General features: G+C 60.5%; 3 protein-coding genes and 1 pseudogene. All 4 read left to right on the forward strand.

What is annotated here, in order from left to right; translation table 11 throughout:
• The coding region (locus tag AC1DUU_RS25355; protein ID WP_476786137.1) for an NADH-quinone oxidoreductase subunit K at positions 1-129 on the forward strand (129 nt) is incomplete at its 5' end.
• A gap of 10 nt (positions 130-139) precedes the next feature.
• Complete coding sequence (nuoL, locus tag AC1DUU_RS25360) at positions 140-2128, forward strand: NADH-quinone oxidoreductase subunit L (protein ID WP_476786135.1); 1989 nt, start codon at positions 140-142, stop codon at positions 2126-2128.
• Positions 2128-3633, forward strand: a complete 1506-nt coding sequence (locus tag AC1DUU_RS25365; RefSeq protein WP_476786136.1) for an NADH-quinone oxidoreductase subunit M — start codon at positions 2128-2130, stop codon at positions 3631-3633. Before nuoL ends, AC1DUU_RS25365 begins: the two co-directional genes overlap by 1 nt.
• A gap of 17 nt (positions 3634-3650) precedes the next feature.
• Positions 3651-4041: pseudogene (locus AC1DUU_RS25370) on the forward strand (NADH-quinone oxidoreductase subunit N); the annotation flags it as partial.

Below are 4041 nucleotides of genomic sequence, written 5' to 3' on the forward strand. Positions count from 1 at the left end.
GTGGTGTTTGCGCTATTCGTGCTGACGGTCGCCGCCGCCGAAGCGGCAATCGGGCTTGCCATTCTGGTCGTATTCTTCCGCAACCGCGGCTCCATCGCGGTCGAAGACGTGAACATGATGAAGGGCTGACGGGACAAAAATGTATCAGCTAATCGTCTTCCTTCCGCTTCTCGGTTTCCTGATCGCCGGCCTGTTTGGTCGTTCGATCGGAGCGAAGGCATCCGAATACATCACTTCCGGTCTGCTGGTGGTGTCAGCCGTCCTGTCCTGGGTCGCCTTCATCAAGGTGGGCTTTGGCGATGTGCAAGCCTTCACCGTTCCGGTGCTGCGCTTCCTCGATGTTGGGCCTGTGCAGGCCGACTGGGCACTGCGCATTGACACGCTGACGGTGGTCATGCTGGTCGTGGTCAATACGGTGTCAGCGCTGGTTCACATCTACTCGATCGGCTACATGCATCACGATCCGCATCGGCCGCGCTTCTTCGCCTATCTGTCGCTGTTCACCTTCGCCATGCTGATGCTGGTGACGTCGGACAACCTCGTCCAGATGTTCTTCGGCTGGGAAGGGGTGGGCCTCGCGTCCTACTTGCTGATCGGTTTCTGGTACAAGAAGCCATCGGCCAATGCCGCCGCCATCAAGGCCTTCGTGGTCAACCGCGTCGGCGACTTCGGCTTCCTGCTTGGCATCTTCGGCCTGTTCGTATTGTTCGGTTCGGTCGAATTGAGCACGATCTTTGCAAGTGCTGCGACCTATCTGCCTGCTGAAGGCGCTGCCGAGCATGGTGAAACCGTGCTGACCTTCCTTGGCTTTGCGCTCGACAAGCACAGCGCGCTGACGGTCGTGTGCCTGCTGCTGTTCATGGGCGCCATGGGCAAGTCGGCCCAGGTGCCGCTGCACACCTGGCTGCCGGACGCCATGGAAGGCCCGACGCCCGTTTCGGCGCTGATCCATGCCGCAACGATGGTCACTGCCGGCGTGTTCATGCTGGCTCGCCTGTCGCCGGTGTTCGAGCTGTCGCACTCGGCCCTGACGGTCGTGACCTTCATCGGCGCCTTCACCGCCTTCTTTGCGGCAACCGTCGGCCTGGTCCAGAACGACATCAAGCGGGTCATCGCCTACTCGACCTGCTCGCAGCTCGGCTACATGTTCGTGGCACTCGGCATGGGCTTCTACTCGGCGGCGATCTTCCATCTGTTCACGCACGCTTTCTTCAAGGCGCTGCTGTTCCTGGGGTCGGGTTCGGTCATCCATGCCGTTTCCGATGAGCAGGACATGCGCAAGATGGGCGGCCTCAGGAAGCTGATCCCGACCACCTACTGGATGATGGTCATCGGCACGCTGGCGCTGACCGGCGTCGGTATCCCGGCGACGATTATCGGTACGGCCGGCTTCTTCTCCAAGGATGCCATCATCGAAGGCGCGTTCGTCGGACATAACGCGGTCGCCGGTTTTGCCTTCGCTATGCTCGTCATCGCCGCCTGCTTCACCAGCTTCTATTCGTGGCGTCTGATTTTCATGACCTTCCACGGCAAGCCTCGCGCGACCGCCGACGTCATGCACCATGTGCATGAATCGCCGCCGGTGATGCTGGTGCCGCTGTTCATCCTGGCCGTCGGCGCGCTGTTTGCGGGCGTCATGTTCCACGACTACTTCATTGGCGAAGCCTATGCGGAGTTCTGGAAGGGCGCGCTGTTCACGCTCGACACCAATCACATCCTGCACGATTTCCACAGCGTGCCGATGTGGGTGAAGCTCGCACCGTTCGCGGCAATGATCGGCGGTTTCGCCATGGCCTACCTTTTCTACATCCGCTCGCCGGAGATGCCGAAGGTATTGGCCGAGCGCCATCGCGGGCTCTACGCCTTCCTGCTCAACAAGTGGTACTTCGATGAGCTGAATGACTTCTTGTTCGTCCGCCCGGCCAAGTGGCTCGGCCGCTTCCTGTGGAAGACGGGCGATGGCAAGCTGATCGACGGCTTTGGCGCCGACGGTATCTCTGCCCGCGTCGTCGGCGTGACCAACCGTGTCGTCAAGCTGCAGACCGGTTACCTCTACCACTACGCTTTCGCCATGCTGATCGGCGTGGCGGCCCTCGTTACCTGGATGATGCTCGGGAGCTCCTTCTGATGTCTGGCGTTCCCATTCTGTCGCTAGTCACCTTCCTGCCGCTGGTCGGCGCGTTCCTGATCCTTCTGATCAGGGACGATGGTGACGCTGCGCGCCGCAATATCCGCAATGTCGCGTTGCTCACCACGGTGTTCACCTTCGCGGTGTCGCTGCTGATCTGGATCTATTTCGACAACACGGAAGCTGGCTTCCAGTTCGTCGAGAAGGCCGCCTGGCTCGACTCCGGCATCTCCTACCATCTGGGCGTGGACGGCATTTCGATGCTGTTCGTCATCCTGACGACCTTCCTGATGCCGCTTTGCATCCTGGCAAGCTGGGAGTCGGTGGAAAAGCGCGTCAAGGAATACATGATCGCGTTCCTGATTCTGGAAACGCTGATGATCGGCGTGTTCGTCGCCCTGGACATCGTGCTGTTCTACGTCTTCTTCGAAGCCGTGCTGATCCCGATGTTCATCATCATCGGCGTTTGGGGCGGCAAGCGCCGCGTCTATGCCAGCTTCAAGTTCTTCCTGTTCACGCTGCTCGGCTCGGTGCTGATGCTGCTCGCTGTCATGGCGATGTTCTGGCAGGCCGGCACGACTGACATCCCGACGCTTCTGGCGCACGATTTCCCGGCCAACATGCAGACTTGGCTGTGGCTCGCATTCTTCGCATCGTTTGCGGTGAAGATGCCGATGTGGCCGGTACACACCTGGTTGCCAGACGCACACGTCGAAGCGCCGACGGCAGGCTCGGTCATCCTGGCGGGCATCCTGCTGAAGATGGGTGGTTACGGCTTCCTGCGCTTCTCGCTGCCGATGTTCCCGCTGGCGTCCGAGTTCTTCGCGCCGATGGTCTTTGCGCTGTCGGTCATCGCCATCGTCTACACCTCGCTGGTGGCGCTGATGCAGGAGGACATGAAGAAGCTGATCGCCTATTCGTCGGTTGCCCATATGGGCTACGTAACCATGGGCATCTTCGCGATGAACGAGACGGGCGTGCAGGGCGCTATCTTCCAGATGCTCAGCCACGGTCTGATTTCGGGCGCGCTGTTTCTCTGCGTCGGTGTCGTTTACGACCGCATGCATACCCGTGAGATCTCGGCCTATGGCGGCCTGGTCAACAACATGCCGAAATACGCCGTCGCCTTCCTGATCTTCACCATGGCCAATGTCGGTCTTCCCGGCACCAGCGGTTTCATCGGTGAGTTCCTGACGCTGTTCGGCATCTTCCAGGTCAACACCTGGGTGGCGTTCATTGCTGCCACCGGCGTGATCCTGTCGGCTGCCTACGCACTGTGGCTCTACCGCCGCGTGGTGTTCGGCTCGCTGACCAAGGAAAGCCTGAAGGGTCTGTTTGATCTGTCCGGTCGTGAGAAGGTGGTGCTCTATCCGCTGATCATCCTGGTCATCTTCTACGGTGTCTATCCGACGCCGGTGTTCGACGTCACGACCGCCTCGGTCAAGGCGCTGATCAACAACGTAACCGTATCGATCGACGCCGCGCAGACCGCGGCGGCGAACTGACAGGGGTTTTGCGAACCATGACGCCCGAACTCCTTTCGAGCCTCTCGCTCTCCATGCCGGAGCTGATCATCGCCGTCGGCGCGCTGGCGCTTTTGATGGTGGGTGTGTTCTCCGGCGAGCGCGCCAACTCGACCGTGACCGGCCTTGCCGTCGCGCTGCTGATTGCAGCCGGCGCCTGGATGCTGGTGTTCGGCCATGACGGGGAGGGCTACGGCACAGCCTTCATTTCCGATCCGTTCGCCCGCTTCATGAAAGTTCTGACGCTGCTCGGTGCGGTGGTGACATTGATCATGTCGGTCGGTTTCGACAAGGCCGAGAAATTCGACAAGTTCGAGTTTCCCGTGCTGGTCCTGCTGGCGACGCTCGGCATGCTGCTGATGATCTCGGCCAACGACATGCTGGCGCTCT

This window comes from Aminobacter sp. P4_H6_2 (assembly GCF_056400805.1).

Excerpts from the sequence above, each read along its gene's own strand:
- nuoL (WP_476786135.1), top strand. The coding sequence starts at position 140 with ATGTATCAGCTAATCGTCTTCCTTCCGCTTCTCGGTTTCCTGATCGCC.
- AC1DUU_RS25365 (WP_476786136.1), top strand. The coding sequence starts at position 2,128 with ATGTCTGGCGTTCCCATTCTGTCGCTAGTCACCTTCCTGCCGCTGGTC.